Annotated in this window: 15 protein-coding genes and 1 pseudogene; 7 read left to right on the forward strand and 9 right to left on the reverse strand. The window is 68.9% G+C overall.

The window, feature by feature from the left end; genetic code table 11:
• Positions 1 to 134: 134 nt before the first annotated feature.
• The 3 genes and pseudogenes from rpsU to AC2YHT_RS22250 all read left to right on the forward strand — a co-directional run.
• Positions 135 to 368, forward strand: a complete 234-nt coding sequence (gene rpsU / locus AC2YHT_RS22240) for a 30S ribosomal protein S21 (RefSeq protein WP_487292076.1) — start codon at positions 135 to 137, stop codon at positions 366 to 368.
• A 174-nt stretch (positions 369 to 542) separates the two neighbouring features.
• Complete coding sequence (locus AC2YHT_RS22245; RefSeq protein WP_487292047.1) at positions 543 to 1,340, forward strand: DUF72 domain-containing protein; 798 nt, start codon at positions 543 to 545, stop codon at positions 1,338 to 1,340.
• Between the two features lie 6 nt (positions 1,341 to 1,346).
• Positions 1,347 to 1,487 (forward strand): annotated as a pseudogene (locus tag AC2YHT_RS22250) (hypothetical protein); the annotation flags it as partial.
• A 73-nt stretch (positions 1,488 to 1,560) separates the two neighbouring features.
• Here AC2YHT_RS22250 and AC2YHT_RS22255 read toward each other — a convergent pair.
• Positions 1,561 to 2,298 (reverse strand): tetratricopeptide repeat protein, encoded by a 738-nt coding sequence (locus tag AC2YHT_RS22255; protein ID WP_487292048.1) that lies wholly within the window; start codon positions 2,296 to 2,298, stop codon positions 1,561 to 1,563.
• A gap of 295 nt (positions 2,299 to 2,593) precedes the next feature.
• Here AC2YHT_RS22255 and AC2YHT_RS22260 point away from each other — a divergent pair, with 295 nt between their 5' ends.
• Complete coding sequence (locus tag AC2YHT_RS22260; RefSeq protein WP_487292049.1) at positions 2,594 to 5,491, forward strand: TonB-dependent receptor; 2,898 nt, start codon at positions 2,594 to 2,596, stop codon at positions 5,489 to 5,491.
• A 326-nt stretch (positions 5,492 to 5,817) separates the two neighbouring features.
• Here AC2YHT_RS22260 and pth read toward each other — a convergent pair whose 3' ends face one another.
• The 7 genes from pth to lgt all read right to left on the reverse strand — a co-directional run bounded on the left by pth (position 5,818) and on the right by lgt (position 12,822).
• A complete protein-coding gene (gene pth / locus AC2YHT_RS22265; RefSeq protein WP_487292050.1) occupies positions 5,818 to 6,429 on the reverse strand; it encodes an aminoacyl-tRNA hydrolase in 612 nt (203 codons plus the stop codon).
• Positions 6,430 to 6,519: 90 nt separating this feature from the next.
• Complete coding sequence (locus tag AC2YHT_RS22270) at positions 6,520 to 7,119, reverse strand: 50S ribosomal protein L25/general stress protein Ctc (protein WP_487292051.1); 600 nt, start codon at positions 7,117 to 7,119, stop codon at positions 6,520 to 6,522.
• A gap of 162 nt (positions 7,120 to 7,281) precedes the next feature.
• A complete protein-coding gene (locus AC2YHT_RS22275; RefSeq protein WP_487292052.1) occupies positions 7,282 to 8,418 on the reverse strand; it encodes a hypothetical protein in 1,137 nt (378 codons plus the stop codon).
• Positions 8,419 to 8,748: 330 nt separating this feature from the next.
• Positions 8,749 to 9,687, reverse strand: coding sequence for a ribose-phosphate pyrophosphokinase (locus tag AC2YHT_RS22280; protein WP_487292053.1), 939 nt, complete (start codon positions 9,685 to 9,687; stop codon positions 8,749 to 8,751).
• Between the two features lie 293 nt (positions 9,688 to 9,980).
• A complete protein-coding gene (gene pgeF, locus AC2YHT_RS22285) occupies positions 9,981 to 10,766 on the reverse strand; it encodes a peptidoglycan editing factor PgeF (RefSeq protein ID WP_487292054.1) in 786 nt (261 codons plus the stop codon).
• Entirely contained in the window at positions 10,763 to 11,938 is a 1,176-nt protein-coding gene (locus tag AC2YHT_RS22290) for a class I SAM-dependent methyltransferase (RefSeq protein ID WP_487292077.1), read from the reverse strand. The genes pgeF and AC2YHT_RS22290 overlap by 4 nt, the downstream gene beginning before the upstream one ends.
• The gene (gene lgt, locus AC2YHT_RS22295) at positions 11,938 to 12,822 is read right to left on the reverse strand and encodes a prolipoprotein diacylglyceryl transferase (protein WP_487292055.1); all 885 of its coding nucleotides are present in this window, start codon (positions 12,820 to 12,822) and stop codon (positions 11,938 to 11,940) included. Before lgt ends, AC2YHT_RS22290 begins: the two co-directional genes overlap by 1 nt.
• A gap of 116 nt (positions 12,823 to 12,938) precedes the next feature.
• On the opposite strand from lgt, the gene AC2YHT_RS22300 reads away from it, so the two are divergent.
• The 3 genes from AC2YHT_RS22300 to proC all read left to right on the forward strand — a co-directional run bounded on the left by AC2YHT_RS22300 (position 12,939) and on the right by proC (position 14,898).
• Positions 12,939 to 13,244: an accessory factor UbiK family protein gene (locus AC2YHT_RS22300; RefSeq protein ID WP_487292056.1), complete on the forward strand. Its 306-nt coding sequence runs from the start codon at positions 12,939 to 12,941 to the stop codon at positions 13,242 to 13,244.
• A gap of 131 nt (positions 13,245 to 13,375) precedes the next feature.
• Positions 13,376 to 13,879, forward strand: coding sequence for a type III secretion system chaperone family protein (locus AC2YHT_RS22305; RefSeq protein ID WP_110120074.1), 504 nt, complete (start codon positions 13,376 to 13,378; stop codon positions 13,877 to 13,879).
• Positions 13,880 to 14,115: 236 nt separating this feature from the next.
• Positions 14,116 to 14,898 carry a pyrroline-5-carboxylate reductase gene (gene proC / locus AC2YHT_RS22310; RefSeq protein ID WP_487292057.1) on the forward strand — a complete coding sequence of 261 codons (783 nt, stop codon included), beginning with the start codon at positions 14,116 to 14,118 and terminating at the stop codon, positions 14,896 to 14,898.
• Positions 14,899 to 15,125: 227 nt separating this feature from the next.
• Here the strand turns inward: proC and AC2YHT_RS22315 are convergent, their stop codons facing one another.
• Positions 15,126 to 16,118, reverse strand: coding sequence for an alpha/beta hydrolase (locus AC2YHT_RS22315; protein WP_487292058.1), 993 nt, complete (start codon positions 16,116 to 16,118; stop codon positions 15,126 to 15,128).
• Between the last annotated feature and the right edge of the window lie 29 nt (positions 16,119 to 16,147).

The raw sequence follows: 16,147 nt of genomic DNA on the forward strand, positions 1-16,147 counted from the left end.
GCCCTCGCCTCTGCTATCTGCCGCCCCTCGTCGCCCGGAAGCACCCCTTCCAGGGCGTAAGGTTTTTATTCGCCCGCCCGGCCCCTCAAGAGGGACTTGGGAAATTGGTCGGGCCGTCGAATGGAGAGTCACCCCTGGTCCAGATTTTCGTCCGCGACAACAACGTCGATCAGGCCCTCAAGGCCCTGAAGAAGAAGATGCAACGCGAAGGCTCGTTCCGCGAGATGAAGCGTCACGTGCATTATGAAAAGCCCTCGGAAAAGCGCGCCCGTCAAAAGGCCGAAGCTGTCCGTCGCGCTCGCAAGCTGGCCCGCAAGCGCGCTCAGCGCGAAGGCCTGCTGCCGATGCCGAAGAAGGCTACGCGTTAAGAGCGCCGTCGAGGCGCGGATCTTCGCGCCTCCGCGTTCCACGCACCCGAAAACAGACGAAACCCGCGCCGGGCGACCGGCGCGGGTTTTGTTTTGTCTGGGGTCCTGTTTGCCCTCTCGACGAGGGCCGGAAGCTCGCCTAGGTTTCGCGTCCGGAACAAGAGGGGAACGCGCATGAGTGGCGACATCCGCATCGGCATCGGCGGCTGGACCTTCGAGCCCTGGCGCGGCCACTTCTATCCCTCCGACCTGAAGCAGAAGGACGAACTGGCCTATGCCAGCCGCCAGCTGACGGCGATCGAGATCAACGGCACCTACTATTCCAGCTTCAAGCCCGACAGCTGGCGCAAGTGGCGCGACGAGACGCCCGACGACTTCGTGTTCGCGGTGAAGGCCTCGCGCTTCACCACCAACCGCAAGGTGCTGGCCGAAGGCGGTGAGTCGGTCGGCAAGTTCCTCGACCAGGGTCTGACCGAGCTGGGCGACAAGCTGGGGCCGATCCTCTGGCAGTTCATGCCGACCAAGAAGTTCGACGAGGCCGATTTCGGGGCGTTCCTCGCTCTGCTGCCCAAGGAGAAGGACGGCGTGCGCCTGCGCCACGCCGTGGAGGTGCGCAACGACACCTTCATGACCCCGGCCTTCCCGGCGCTCCTGAGGGCGCACGGCGTGGCCGGCGTCTACGCCAAGCACTTCGACTATCCGGAGTTCGCCGACGAGACGGCCGACTTCGTCTATGCCCGCCTGCAGACGGGATCGGACGAGGTGGCCACGGCCTATCCCGAGCCGGAGCTGGATGACTGGGCCGATCGCCTGAAGACCTGGTCGCGGGGCGAGCGTCCCGGCGACCTGCCGCGCATCGACAAGGACGCGGCGTCGGCCGCCGACAAGCGCGACGTCTTCGCCTTCATAATCCATGAGGGCAAGGTGAACGCGCCCCACGGGGCCAAGGCGCTGATCGAGAAAGTCCGCTGATCCTGGCTCCTCCCCCGTGAAACGGGGGAGGGGGACCGCGAAGCGGTGGAGGGGGCGTGACTGGGCTCGGCGCTCTGTCCCTCGCCCCCTCCGTCACGCTGCGTATCCGCAGCGCGCCACCTCCCCCGTTTCACGGGGGAGGAGTGAAGCCAGCGGAAGCTGAAAACCGTCCCCCTCCGACCCGCTTCGCGGGTCACCCTCTCCCGCAAGGGGAGAGGGGTCAGCCCGCCGCCGCCGCCGCCATCTCGCGCCAGCCCTTGGCCTCTTTCCGGAACCTCGGATGCGTCTTGGACAGGCGCTTGTCGAGTTCGGCCAGGGCTTCGCGGGCCTCGGCCTTGCGGCCGCTCTGGCCCAGGAACACGGCGTAGCGCGCCATGCCCTCGAAGCCCGGCAGGTGGGCGGCGGCCCAGCGCAGGGAGACGTCGGCTTCCTCGGTGCGGCCCAGGGCGGCCTGGGCGCGGCCCAGGGCCAGGGCGGTCTGCGGGGTGCGGCTCTTGACGCCCTGCTCGCCCAGGGCCTCCAGCAGCGGCAGGGCCTCGGCGGCGCGGCCAAGCTCGATCAGGCTGTTGGCGCGGGCCAGCATCAGGGCCGGATCGTCGGCATAGTGGCCGTGCAGGGCCTGGGCGTAGATCCGCTCGGCTTCCTCGTGCTTGCCCAGGCTCGTGGCGGCGGCGGCCAGGCGCGAAAGGTTGGTGACGGTCGGCGCGTCCTCGGCGTCGCGGCTGGCCTCGCGGTATTCGCGCTGCGGGTCCAGCGCCTGGCGGGCGGCGGCCTTCATCTGCTGGGCCCTGGTCCCGCCCATGAACTCCGGCGCGACGATGGCCAGCAGATAGACGATCCCGCCCAGCGGCTGGAACATCAGGATGATCAGCAGCCAGTACATGGCCTGGCCCGAGCGCACGACGTGAACACAGAGGGCGATCGAGAAGATCAGCGACAGGCCAAAAAGCGGGATCATCGAAAGGCTCCAGGACGTCCCGGCTATGTGTGGCGCGAGGGCCGCCGCGTCAATCCGCGGGATGGGCCGTCCAGGACGCGCGGGGGTGCGCTGCCGCTTGATGGGCAATCTGGGGACTAACCGGCAGGCGGGGACTTGTGCTTCAGTCTTGTCACAGTATTCTCCCTATATTGCGAGACGTTATCCCAAAATATGGGATTTGCTCTCCGCTGACATAAGCAGACCGGGAAAACCGGCGCTTTGGGTTGGAAACATAAGGCGGGCCGCCGAGCGGCGCCGCCGTCAGGAGGGACCTATGTCGTCATCATCCTTGCGTAACCTGCGTGCGGGCGTGTCCATCGCCGTCCTGGCGGTCGCGGCCCTGGGAGCGGTGAACGCTCAGGCCCAGACGGCCGCCCCGCCCGCCGGCGAGACCACCGAGAACGCCGTCGAGGAGGTGATCGTCACCGGCTTCCGCGAAAGCCTGCGCAGCGCGCTCTCCGTCAAGCGCCAGTCCTCGGGCGTGGTCGACGCCATCAAGGCCGAGGACATCGCCGACTTCCCCGACGCCAACCTCGCCGAGTCGATCCAGCGGGTGCCCGGCGTGTCGATCACGCGCGTGGCGGGCGAGGGCCGCACGATCACCGTGCGCGGCCTGCCGCCCAGCTTCACCCGCGTGCGCATCAACGGCATGGAGGCCCAGTCGACCAGCGGCGCCACCACCAGCGACCGGGGCGCGAACCTGGGCCGCGGCTTCGACTTCAACACCTTCGCCTCGGAGCTGTTCAGCGGCATCACGGTGCGCAAGTCGGCCCAGGCCGAGGTGATCGAGGGCTCGCTGGGCGCCACGGTCGACCTCGACATCGCCAAGCCGCTCGACCAGAAGGGCCGCACCCTCGTGCTGGGCGGATCGCTCGGCTACAACGACCTGTCCGAGAAGATGGACAAGAAGTTCACCGCCGTGGCCGGCGACCGCTGGGACACCGCCTGGGGCGAGTTCGGCGCCCAGGCCTCGCTGGCCTTCAGCAAGCGCAAGTTCCTCGAGGACCAGTGGGGCTCGGGCGGCTGGAACCCGGCGACGATCGACGGCGGCTTCTGCACGCCCGTGGGCCGCACGGCGCAGAACCCGGCCACCGACCCGGCCACCGGCGCCGACGCCCTGAACTGCGCCACCGGCGTGGCGCGCCCGGCGGCCAACGACACCCTCTACGACCTGGGCAACCAGACCACCGTCTTCTTCCCGCGCCTGCCGCGCTACGGCCGCTTCCACCACGACCAGGAGCGCACCGGCGCCACCCTGGCCCTGCAATGGAAGCCCAACGACCGCACCTCGTTCGGCTTCAACGCCCTCTATTCGAAGTACGACGTGGTGCGTGAGGAGAACTGGCTGGAAGGCTTCTCCTTCGCCCGCGCCATCAGCCAGAACGGCAAGCCGCAGACGGCCATCCGCGAGCTGATCCTGCGCAACGCCGGGACCAGCAGCACCGCCGGGATCAATTTCGGCAAGACGGTCTACGACGTGGCCTATGGCCGCTTCGACGGCGTCGACGTGCGCTCCGACACCCAGCACGACGAGTTCCAGAACGTCTTCCAGCAGTACACCTTCACCGGCAAGCACGAGCTGACCGACAGCATCACGCTCACTGGCCTGATCGGCTACTCGAAGTCGGACTACGACCAGCCGATCACCACGACGATCATGTTCCAGCGTCCGAACACGAGCATGACCGTCGACTTCCGCGAGGATCGCGACCAGCCGACCATCACCCACGGCTTCAACGTCGCCGACGCCAGCCTCTACACCTTCGGCACGGGCAACGCCGAGGTGCGGCTGTCGCAGATCTTCACCACCAACATCTACAAGACCGCCGAGGCGAACCTCGCCTGGCGGGTCGACGACGACCTGACCATCAAGTTCGGCGGCCACTTCCACGAGTTCTCGTTCGACACCTCGGCCTTCCAGCGCTCGAACAACTTCCTGGTGCCCAACCTGACCACGGCCCAGTTGCAGGCCGTGACCAAGGTGGTCGAGGGCTTCGGCGGCCACGGCATCAAGAGCGGCGTGTTCCCCAGCAGCTGGGCGACCATCGACTACGACAAGTTCGTCGCCGACCAGAACCTCTACAGCAAGACCGGCATGTACGCCCTGATCCCCAACACGGGCGGCATCCGACGCGTGGAGGAGAAGGTCTCCTCCGGCTATCTGCAGGCCGACCTGAAGACCGAGATCGGCGGCCTGCCGGTGCGCGGCGACATCGGCTTCCGCATCGCCAAGACCGAGCTGTGGGCGCGCGGCTACCAGATCGGCTCGACCCGGGTGACCGCCGAGAACGACTATCTCGACGTGCTGCCGGCCCTGAACGTGGCCTTCGACCTGCGCGACGACCTGGTGCTGCGCTTCTCGGCCGCCAAGGTCGTGTCGCGGCCCGACCTGACCTTCCTGTCGCCCGGCGGCAGCCTGAACCTGACCGGCACGCCGTCGATCACCTCGGGCAACCCGGACCTGGATCCGATCCGCGCGACCACCTTCGACCTGGGCGGCGAGTGGTACTTCTCGCAAGGCTCGGTGCTGAGCGTGGGCTTCTTCTACAAAGACATCGCCACCTACGTGCAGAACCAGTCGCAGCAGATGAGCTTCCGCCAGACGGGCCTGCCGCTGAGCCTGCTGGGAACCTCGCAGCTCGATCCGGACAACACCCTGTTCACGGTCACCCGCCCGGTGAACACGCCCGGCGGGCCGCTGAAGGGCTTCGAGATCAACTACCAGCAGGCCTTCACCTTCCTGCCGGGCCTGCTGCGCCATACCGGCGCGCTGGTGAACTACACCTATGTCGACTCGACCATCGACTACTTCCTGGCCGACGGCAGCGTCACCACCAACGACCTCGTCGGCCTGTCGAAGAACGCCTACAACGCCACGATCTACTACGAGGACGACAAGTTCAGCGCCCGCCTGTCGGCGTCGTACCGCGACAAGTCGATCGTCGCCCTGCCGGCCAACAACCCCTACCAGGACGTCGAGGGCTACGACGCCAACCTGACCTTCGACATGGCCGCGTCCTACCAGATCAACGACAAGTTCAAGCTGTCGCTGGAAGGGCTGAACATCTTCGATCGCTTCAATCGGCAGTTCATCGACTCCGACCGCGACAGCACCTTCGTCTACACCCACACCGGCCGGCAGTTTAACCTGGGGCTGCAGTACCGGTTCTAGAACAAGAGCCCCTCTCTCATAGAGAGAGGGAGGGGCCCGCCGCCGTAGGCGGTGGGAGGGTGAGAGGTTTCACCCTCTCACCATCGGAGTAGGGCTTCAAACAAAGCCAAAATCTCGTCATCCCGGAAAGCCCGCAGGGCTTATCCGGGACCCAGGGGCCACTGCACTGCGTCGGCCCCTGGGTCCCGGCTCTCCGCTTCGCTGCGGCCGGGATGACGGCATAGGTTGGACGCGGAACGCGCCGAGGTTTTCCGGCAAGCAGTGAAACCTCTCATCCTCCCACGCCTTCGGCGTGGGCCCCGCCCTCTCTCAAAGAGAGAGGGATTTTACGGCCGCGGCTTCTTCGGGTCGGCCTTGGGCGACGGGGCCAGGCGCAGCACCTCGGCCTGGTAGCGCTCGTCGTCGCCGGCGGCGGCGAAGGGCAGAGCGTCGCAGAGGGCGTCGAGCAGCGGGTCCAGCCACTGGTGCTCGACCTTGTGGAAGTCGCCCAGCACGTAGTGCATGACCATGTCCTTGTCGCCCGGATGGCCCACCCCGATGCGGCCGCGGCGGAAGGCGTCGCCGATCTGGCTGGTGATCGAGCGGATGCCGTTGTTGCCGGCAGCCCCGCCGCCGGCCTTCATCCGGAAGCGGCCCGGGGCCATGTCGATCTCGTCGTGGAAAGCGATGACGTCGGCCGGCTTCAGCTTGAAGAACTTCATGGCCTCGCCCACGGCGCGGCCGCTCTCGTTGTAATAGGTCTTGGGCTTGAGCAGCAGCAGCTTGACCGGCCCGTTCGGGGTGTCGACCTGGCCCTCGCAGGCCAGCCCCTGGAAGCGCGCGCGCCAGGGCGCCGTGCCCCACTTCCGGGCCAGGGCGTCGACGGCCATGAAGCCGACGTTGTGGCGGTTCTTCTCGTACTTGGGCTCGGGATTGCCGAGGCCGGCGAGGATCAGCATCGCTGGGAGCTCACGTATAGATACGAAAACGGGCGGACCCGAAGGCCCGCCCGTCATCTAGATCAGTTCGGTCGGAAGACCGAGCCGGGATCAGCCTTCGACGGTGGTGTCGCCGGCGCCCGACTGGGCCGAGGCCGAGGCCTTCAGGGTGGCGATCACGAAGTCGCGGTCCACGGCCGGCTTCACGCCTTCCGGCAGCTTCACTTCCGAGATGCGGATGGTGTCGCCGATGTCGTGGTCGGCCAGGTCGATGATCAGCTCTTCCGGGATCTGGTCGGCCGGGCAGGCCAGCTCGACGGTGTGACGGATGACTTCCAGCGAGCCGCCCTTCTTCAGGCCGACCGAGGTTTCGTGGTTCTTGAAGTGCACCGGCACTTCGATCTTGATCAGCTGGTGCTCGCTGACGCGGTACAGGTCGAAGTGGACCGGCTCGTCGGTGACCGGGTGGAATTGCACGGCCTTGGCGATGACCGATTGCTTGTCTTCGCCGTGCTGCAGCGTGACCAGGTGGCCGAGCAGCTTGCCGGTGTAGAGCGCCTTGCGGAATTCGTTGACCTTCACCGCGACGTTCACGGGATCCTTGTCGCCGCCGTACAGCACGCCCGGGACCAGGCCGGCGCGGCGGGTTTCACGAGCGCCGCCGGTGCCGGCGCGGTCGCGGATTTCAACGTTCAGGATGATCTCGGCCATGTCAGTTCTCTCTTGAGGGCCCATGCCCTCGAAATGCGAAATCGCCGCACAGGACCAGATTGCCCCGCTCGGTCGACGTTTTCAGGAGGGCGCCCAATACACGAAGAGGGCCGCCGGTGCAATCCGGCGGCCCTCTGGTTCAGGCGAGAATGGTCTGAAGGATCAGGCCTTCTTCTTCTTGGCGGCCGCGGGCTTGGCGGCGGGCTTCTTCTTGGCGGTCGGCTTTTCCGGCGGCGGGGGCGGCAGCGGCTCGACCGGCATCGGCGCGCCCGAGGCCTTGATCACGCAGGCGCCGGTGTCGATCATGATGTGCTGGCCAAGGCAGAAGATGTCCTCGTAGTGCGGCTTGGACACGGCCAGGCACTGATAGAGGTTCAGCTTGGCCATGTTCAGGCACGAGCCGGCGCTGGGCTCGGCCATGATGGCCTCGATGGTCGGCAGGTTCTCGTCGCCGGCGGCGCCCAAGGCCGCGAGTGCGGCCACGGCCAGGCTGCGGATGACCAGCGGGCGATAGGGCGGCGGAGCCGAGCGCGGGCCGGCCGGGACGGTCGAGGCCAGGGCCGCGTCGATGCTGGGGGCTGGGCTGGCGGCTGGGCTGGCGGCCGGGGCGGCGGCGGGCGGGGCGCTGACGGTGGCCAGCGAGGCCTGCTGCAGCTGGGCCACGTCGGCGGTGTCGGCCAGGGCCGGGGTGGCCGAGGCCGACTTGGCGTAGGCCAGGCGGCCGTCGCGGTCGGTCACGGCGGCCTTCGACCAGGTCGCGCGCTGCACGTCGTAGGCGGCCTGCTTCACCTTCTTGCCGGCCTCGTAGACCTTGAGGCCGTCGGCGCCGAGGGTGTCGATGATGCGGGCGGCGGCGGTGTCGCTGCCCTTGAAGCCGACGGCGTAGGCCGGGTCGGCGATCAGCTGGTTGATCACCTGCTGGCGCTGGGCCGGATCGGCGGCGAAGGCGCGCACCGAGGCCACGAAGGTCGGGTCCTGCAGGGCCAGCACCGCGCCGTACGACATGGCGCCGCTGAGGAAGTGCTTCTGCTCGTAGCCGACGCCGACCTTCAGCGAGGCCTGGATCTGGTCGCCGTTCTGGAAGTCGGGCGTGATGGAGCCGGCGCGCTGCATGTAGCCGCGGAAAGCGCTGGCGCGCTCGACCACCTTGTTCGACAGGGTGATCGGCGGCGGGGCCGGCGGGGCCTGGACGACGGGCGGCGGCGGGGGAGGCGGCGGGGTGCTGCAGCTGGCCAGGACGGTGGCCGCGGCGATCGCGACCGCCGTCAGAGCGGCGCGCGGACGCAGGTTGGAAAGCATGCTGACGACATCCCCGTGTAGATGGAGCCGGCTTAACATCGCCGGCGGGCGACATTGTGACAGTCAGTCCGTTAACCAGACTTTGACAAGCGGGGCTGTGTCGCGATTTCCGCGAGAGCGCGGATTCCGTTGGATATTTTCCCGACGGAAAATGTGGCGCCGATGTGGCGGAGAGGCTTGGGGGTTAACGGCTCGGGCCGCCTCACCCCCGTAAAATCCCCGCGAAAGCGGGGACCCAGGCGTTTTATCGTCGAGCGCCTTGGGTTTCAGAAAAAGCCTGGGCCCCCGCTTTCGCGGGGGTTTTACGGTTTGAGAGAACCGGAAAGCCGATCAGTCGAACAGCTTCGACACCGACTCTTCGTTGGCGATCCGGCGGATGGCCTCGCCGATCAGCGGGGCGCACGAGACGTAGCGGATCTTCGGGCAGGCCTTGGTGGTGTCCGAGGCCTCGATCGAGTCGGTGACCACCAGCTCGGTCAGGACCGAATTGGCCACGCGGTCGGCGGCCGCGCCCGACAGCACGCCGTGGGTCACATAGGCGCTGACCGAGGTCGCGCCGTTGGCGATCAGGGCGGCGGCGGCGTTGCACAGGGTGCCGGCCGAGTCGGCGATGTCGTCGAACAGGATGCAGCGGCGGCCGGCGACGTCGCCGATGATGTTCATCACTTCCGACTGGCCCGGACCCGAGCGGCGCTTGTCGACGATGGCGAGGTCGGCGTCGTCCAGGCGCTTGGCCAGGGCGCGGGCGCGGACCACGCCGCCGACGTCCGGCGAGACGACCATCAGGTCGTCGCCCAGCGGGTAGTTCTTGATGATGTCGTCGGCCAGCAGGCGCGAGGGCAGCAGGTTGTCGGTCGGGATGTCGAAGAAGCCCTGGATCTGGCCGGCGTGCAGATCCATCGTCAGCACGCGGTCGGCGCCCGAGCGGGTGATCAGGTTGGCGACCAGCTTGGCCGAGATCGGCGTGCGGCCGCCGGTCTTGCGGTCCTGACGGGCGTAGCCGAAGTAGGGCAGCACCGCGGTGATCCGCTTGCCCGAAGCCCGCTTCAGGGCGTCGATGCAGATCAGCAGTTCCATCAGATTGTCGTTGGCCGGGTAGCTGGTCGACTGGATCACGAAGACGTCCTCGCCGCGGACGTTCTCGTCGATCGTGACGAACACCTCGAGGTCGGCGAACCGGCGCACCTGGGCGCGGGTCAGCGGCATGTCGAGGTACTCCGCGATGGCCTGGGCCAGCGGACGGTTGGAGTTGCCGGACAGCAGCTTCATTTTGGATTCTCGGTGGGGGGACGCCGTTGCCGGGCCTTCTAGCAGCGATCCGCCCCGGGGCAACCCGCTTAAGCCCGCTGGTTGTGCTTCATGACCATTTCGTGTCGTTCAGGCCGCACACCCCCGTCCTTCTCCCCTTGCGGGAGAAGGTGTCGTCCGAAGGACGACGGATGAGGGGTCTCTCAAATCCTTGATGTCGCACCCGGTCGCTCCGCCACAGCCGCGGACAGGGCTTTCGACCCCTCACCCGACCTCCCTCCGGGAGGCCACCCTCTCCCGCAAGGGGAGAGGGATCAGGCTTCCAGCATGATCGCCGAAAGCAGGCGGCCGTAATCCTTCTGGCCGTTCAGCACCGCGCGGCGGTTGGAGAAGAAGTGGTCGCCTTCGGCGCAGGTGTCGCGGCCGATCCATTCGCGCTGCTCGATGCCGGCGGTCTCGATGCGGTCGAGCACGAAGGACGGCAGGTCGAACATCCGCTTGTCGTCGGCCTTGCCCGGCTTGAAGAAGCGTTTGGAACCGGGGCAATCGGCCTCGAAGCGGTGCAGGAACTCCAGGCCCACTTCGTAGGAGTCCGGGCCGATGCAGGGGCCGACGGCGGCGACCATGCGTTCGGGGCGGGCGCCCAGCTCGACCATGGAGTCGACGGCGGCCTGCACCACCCCGTCCAGCGCCCCGCGCCAGCCGGCGTGGGCGGCGGCCACGATGCGGGCCTCGGGATCGACGATCAGCACCGGGGCGCAGTCGGCGTGCAGGGCGCCGCAGACCACGCCCGGCGTCTTGCTGACCACGGCGTCGCCCTGTGGCCGCGCGTCGCCCCACGAGCCGTCGGCGACGATGGCGATGGTCGAGTGGATCTGGAAGCAGGTGTTGAGGTCTTCGCGGTCGACGCCGAACCAGCCGGCTGCGCGGGCGCGGTTCTCGATCACGTCGGCCGGCTCGTCCTGGCTGCCGCGGCCGACGTTGAGGCTGTCGTAGAGACCCTGCGAGACGCCGCCGTTGCGGGTGAAGAAGGCGTGGCGCAGGCCGGGCACGGTCGCCAGCAGCGACGACTGGACGGTGGGAATGTGAGCTTGCGTCATGCCTCGTCCTCGAAGAGCGGGGCGGCCAGCCCCGGCGCGCTCAGGCACGCGACCTTGAAGAGATCGCCCATCTGCGCCGCTCCGGTCAGGCGATCAAGCTGTCTTGCGATCATGTCGGCGCGATCGGGCCGCGCGGCCGCCAGCGCCTGGGCGCGGGCCTCGATGCCGAGCGCGCGCAGGAACGCGCCCTGGGTGATCACCGGCGGGGCCTTGGCCCCGGCCTGGCGGGCGGCGTCCAGCACCGACGGGAAGTCGGCCCAGACGGTCAGGTCTGCCTGGCCGGGATTGTCCAGCGGGCCTTCCTTCCTGTGGGCGCGCAGGGCCTGCAGGGTGTCGCCCGGCTCGGGCGTGGCGCGGCCGTAGTCGATCAGCAACGCCGCGCCGCCGTCGCGGGCCAGGCGGTGGCCGATCTCCGAGCCCAGGGCGGCCTGGGCGGGCGAGGATTCGAGGATGGCGCCTGGCGGAAGATCCTCCCCCCCTGGGGGAGGTGTCGACGAAGTCGACGGAGGGGGAAGAAGCCTAGGCTCGGCGGTGGTTGAAAACGCCCCCCCTCCGGCCCTTCGGGCCACCTCCCCCAAGGGGGGAGGATTTAGTTTGCGCAGCCCGAACGCCAGTTCCCCGTCCTCGCCCAGGCCCACGACCCGTTCGGCCCAGCCCTCGGCGGTCTTCACGAACTGACGCGCCGGCAGGCAGTCCAAAAGCTCGTTGGCGACCAGCAGCAGCGGGGCGTCGGCCGGAACCTCTTCCAGCCGCCCGGCCCAGCGCACCGATGCGCCGGCCAGCTTGGCCTCCTGCGCCGCGCGCAGCACCGGCGAGACCTCGACCAGCCACAGGTCGGCGGCCTCCAGGAACGGCGGCAGCAGGCGGGCGGCGCGCAGGATGTCGCTCATCAGCGTCCCGTCGCCGGGACCCATCTCGACCAGGCGGAACGGCGCGGGGCGGCCCAGGCGGTCCCAGGTCTCCATCAGCCACAGGCCGACCAGCTCGCCGAACATCTGGCTGACGCCGGGGGCGGTGACGAAGTCGCCCTCAGGACCCAGGGCGGGCCGGTTGGCGTAGTAGCCGTCGCGGGGGTCGTGCAGGCAGCGGGTGAAGTATTCGGGAACGCTGATCGGCCCGTCCTGGGCGATCTGGGCCTTCAGGCGGTCGAGCAGCGCGGGTCGTTCGGGGATCAAGACGCGGCCGGCTCCCCACTGGTCGACTCTTGGGCGACCGAGGCGACAGGCTCCTTCAGCGCCCGCCAGACCAGCCAGGCGCCGATCAGCAGCATCGGGGTCGACAGCAGCATGCCCATGGTCAGGCCCAGCGGGAAGTTAGGCATGAAGGCGTCGGGCTGGCGCACGTTCTCGAGGCTGGCGCGGAACAGGCCGTAGCAGAGCATGAACAGGCCCACGAGCCCGCCCCGGCGTTGCAGGAAGGCGAAGCGGTGGGTGGCCAGGCGCAGGACCACGAAAAGGACCAGGCCTTCCAGCGCCGCCTCGTAGAGCTGGCTGGGATGGCGCGGCAGGTCGCCGGCCACGCAGGCGCCGCCTTCCAGGGCGCGGATGCGGGCGTTGCAGAACACCACGCCCCACGGAACGTCGGTGACCCGGCCCCATAGCTCGCCGTTCACGAAATTGGCCAGGCGGCCGAACAGCAGGCCCAGCGGCGCGACCGGCGCCACCAGATCGCCGAGCTTGAGCAGGTCGATCTTGTTGCGGCGGGCGAACAGGATCACCGCCGCGCAGACGCCCAGGAACCCGCCGTGGAAGCTCATGCCGCCGTTCCAGACCTGCAGTATCTCCAGCGGCTTGGTCCAGATCAGCGAGGGGCTGTAGAACAGCACGTAGCCCAGGCGACCGCCCAGGATGATGCCCAGCGTGATCCACAGCACCAGGTCGTCGATCTGCTCGGGCGTGGCGGTGGGCGTGCGGCCGCCCCACAGGCGAGAGGTCTTCACCAGGCGCACGGCGTACTGCCAGCCCAGCAGGATGCCGGCCACATAGGCCAGGGCGTACCAGCGGATCGCCAGCGGGCCGAGGTGGATCAGGACGGGGTCGAATTCCGGAAAGATCACGCCGCGCGGCTCCGATCGGGACAGTTGGTCGCAGGGATAACCGGTTAGCGGTTCGCTTTCATCCCCTGCTCACCATATAAAGGACGTCAGGCGATTTGCGCCCATCCGGAACGACGATGCACAGCCAGAACCCTTTCCTCGACGAGTTCGCCAAGTTCACCCAGGCCGCCATGGGCATCGCCCAGACCGCGGGCGACGAAGCCAAGACCGCCTTCCGCTCGCAGGCTGACCGCTGGGCGGCCGAACTGGATCTGGTGCGTCGCGACGACCTTGAGGTCCTGAAGGCCCAGGTCGCGGCCCTGCAAGCCGAAGTGGCCGCCCTGAAGGCCGAAAAGGCCGCCGCCGAACCCGCCAAGCCCGCCCCGAAAGCCACGAAGAAGGCCGCTCCGAAGGCGGACGGTACTTCCGGGAAGGGCGAATAAGCACGCTTTTTGCTCGCTTGGAGCGTGAACGCTGTTGTGGCGAAACGCGCGAAGCAGCTTAGACTCCATTCTCGTGGGCGACACCCGGCGGGTCCCACGCCCGTCATCGCCCCTGGGGGCCAAAGGTTCTGATGGACACCCAACCCGACGACGACGTCCTGCTGGCGCTGGATCCCCTCGAGGTGGTCGAGCACGTGCTGGCGGCGGAAAACCTGACCTTCGACCGGACGGAAGACGGCGATCTCGCCTTCGCCCTGACCGGCGACTGGAAGGATTACGAGCTGTGGTTCGCCTGGCGGCCCGAGGCTGATTGCCTGCAGCTCTGCCTGTCGCTGGACCTGCGCGCCTCCAAGACCAAACGCCCGGCCGCCTACGAGCTGCTGTCGATGATCAACCAGCGCGTCTGGCTGGGCCACTTCGAGGTCTGGACCGATGACGGCGAGGTGGTCTTCCGCCACGCCCTGGCCCTGCCCTCGGGCGAGCGCCCGACCATGGCCCAGGCCGCCTCGATGATCGACGCGGCGGTCGAAGCCGCCGACCGCTTCTATCCGGCCTTCGACTTCCTGCTGCACGGCGCCAAGACCCCCGACCAGGCCATGGCCGCCTGCATGTTCGAGACTGTCGGTCAGGCGTAAGCTTCCTTCTCCCCTTGCGGGAGAAGGTGGCGCGAAGCGCCGGATGAGGGGTCTCTCAGACTTCTGACGCCGCGACCGGCCGAACGGCTGTCGCGGCGTTTCTGTTTGCGCGCCCCCTCACCCGACCTCCTTCGGAGGCCACCCTCTCCCGCAAGGGGAGAGGGGATTTCAGTGGTGACGCCGCCGCCCAGCCGCGCTAAGCGCCCAGCGCACACTGTGACGCGGGAGCTTCGCCCATGACCCCCATCCTTCTGCTCGGCGCGGGCCGCATGGGCGGCGCCCTGATCGAGGGCTGGCGCAAGACCGGGGCCTTCGCGACGACCGACCTGATCGTCCGCGACCCGGCGGCGACCGCCGAGGGCTTCCCCGGCGCGCTCGTCAACCCGCCGCTGGAGGCGCTCGCCGCCGCCAAGGTCGTGCTGCTGGCGGTCAAGCCGCAGATCTGGCGCGAGGCGGTCAAGGACGTGGTCCCGCACCTGGCCCCCGACGCCATCATCGTCTCGATCGCCGCCGGGGTGCGCGCGGCCGATATTTCCAAGGTCTTCGGCGGCCGGCGCGTGGCGCGGGTGATGCCGACCACGGCCGTGGCCATCGGCCAGGGCGCGGCCAGCCTCTACGCCGACACGCCCGAAGCCCTGGACGCCGCCAAGGCGCTGTTCGCCCCCGTCGCGGCGACGGTCGAGCTGGCCGACGAGCAGCTGATGCACGCGGCCACCGCCGTCTCGGGTTCGGCCCCGGCCTATCTCTACGCCTTCATCGAGGCCCTGGAAGCGGCCGGCGCCGGCCAGGGCCTGACGCTGGAAGACAGCGCCCGCCTCGCCCGCGCCACCATCGCCGGCGCGGCGGCCCTGCTGGCCCAGGGCGGCGAGGAGCCGGCCGAACTGCGCCGCCAAGTCACCTCGCCCGGCGGCACCACGGCCGCGGCGCTGTCGGTGCTGATGGGCGAGGGCGGTTTCGGGGATCTGCTGCCGCGTGCGCTGGAAGCGGCGGTGAAGCGCTCGGAAGAGCTGGGGGGCTGAGAAAGATCCGCCCCTGAAGAGGGAAACAGCCGGGAGGGAGAAGGAAAGGCTCGAACCTCTCCCCGTAAAATCCCCGCGAAAGCGGGGACCCAGGCGTTTTATCGTCGAGCGCCGTGGGTTTCAGAAAAAACCTGGGTCCCCGCTTTCGCGGGGATTTTGCGGATTGGGGTTGGCTGACGGGGATAGAGCGCCGTCTATCCCCGTGCGCTTTGCGGCAGTTCCCCCTTTCAGGGCGCCGTCACATCCACCAGCGCCGCGGCCGGCTTGCCCCGTTCCGCCGCCACGAACGCCACGGCCCGCACGATGTGGTCGGCGAATTCGCCGCCGAGCAGGCGGGTGTGGCTGGCGCCGGCCACGTGGTCGACATAGCCGTGCTGGGAGGCCTGGGCCGGGGCGGCCTGCATGTCCTTCCATTGCACGCGGTCGCCGACCCGCGCCCCGGCGGTGACCACGGCCACCGGCCATTCGGGCGCGAAGGGCGGCTCGGCGCCGGCCTGGGCCGAGGCTTCGGCCCACAGCTCGACCTCGGCGGCCGAGGTGCGGTTGTGGCGGCCGCTGGCGAAGCCCCAGCGCTTCTCGGCCTTGGCGTCGGGCGGCAGGCCGATCTTGTCGCCCAGGGGGGTATAGACCAGCGGCTTGTAGAGCCCCGCCGAGGCCCCCAGCGCCGCCGCCCGCGAGGCGAACACGAACGAGCTGAGGAAGCGCTTGGCCAGTGGGAGCTGCGCCGCCTCGGGCGTGGCGGCGTCGACCAGGACGAGGCCCGCCACCTGGCTGGGATTGCGGCCGGCGTATTCGCGCAGGCGCAGGCCGGCCATCGAGTGGCCGACCAGGATGAACGGACCCTTCTCACCCGAGGCGGCGACCAGCTTCTCGAAGTCGGTGACGATGGCCAGGCCGTCGCGCGGCGCGGGGCCAGGCGGCGAATAGCCCATGCCGGCGCGGTCATAGGCGCAGGCGCGCCAGCCGGCGGCGGCCAGGGCGTCCTGGGTGGCGCCCCAGTCGGCGGCGAAGCCGAAGGCTCCGGCCTCGAGCCAGACGGTCGGGCGATCGGCGCGGGCTTCGCCCTCGCAGACCAGGCGCAGGGTGCGGCCCTCGCCGATATCGACCTGGGCGCCGCGCGGCGGCTTGGAGCCTACCCCAGCCATCACGCCGCCCGCCGCGACGAAGGAAACGTAGAGCAGGGTGAAGGCGGCAAGGGCGCGTCCGGCGTGCTTGAGCATGGCTCTCAATGTAGGGGCGCGCGGCCGTT

Source organism: Caulobacter sp. SRI_008 (assembly GCF_057586355.1).